Annotated in this window: 1 protein-coding gene; it reads right to left on the bottom strand. The window is 66.7% G+C overall.

Annotated elements, in window-relative coordinates; translation table 11 throughout:
• A partial coding sequence (locus tag FNJ47_RS48405) for an AMP-binding protein (protein ID WP_163163772.1) occupies positions 1-243 on the bottom strand: 243 nt, incomplete at both ends.

The following is a 243-nucleotide window of genomic DNA, read 5'->3' as shown; positions in this document are numbered from 1 at the left end:
GCGGCACCTTCACGCCGGCGCAGACTGGATCGATGCGCAAGGCCGGCTCCTGCGGCATGCCGATGCCCGGCATCGTCATCAAGTTCCTCGATGTCGACAACGGCAGCACGTACGTCCCGCTCGGCGAGGTCTCGGTCATGCCCCAGCCTTCGCTCAGATTGCAGCCGGTGATCGACGCGAACTGCTGCGCCACCTCGAGCGGCAGCGGCGCTCCGCCGGACCCACAATATTTCAGCGTGCGCA

This window comes from Bradyrhizobium uaiense, from assembly GCF_010811875.1.
GTDB lineage: Bacteria > Pseudomonadota > Alphaproteobacteria > Rhizobiales > Xanthobacteraceae > Bradyrhizobium > Bradyrhizobium uaiense.
The sequence above is the reverse complement of the archived record's forward strand: the minus strand, read 5'-3'. Positions and strand labels throughout refer to the sequence as shown.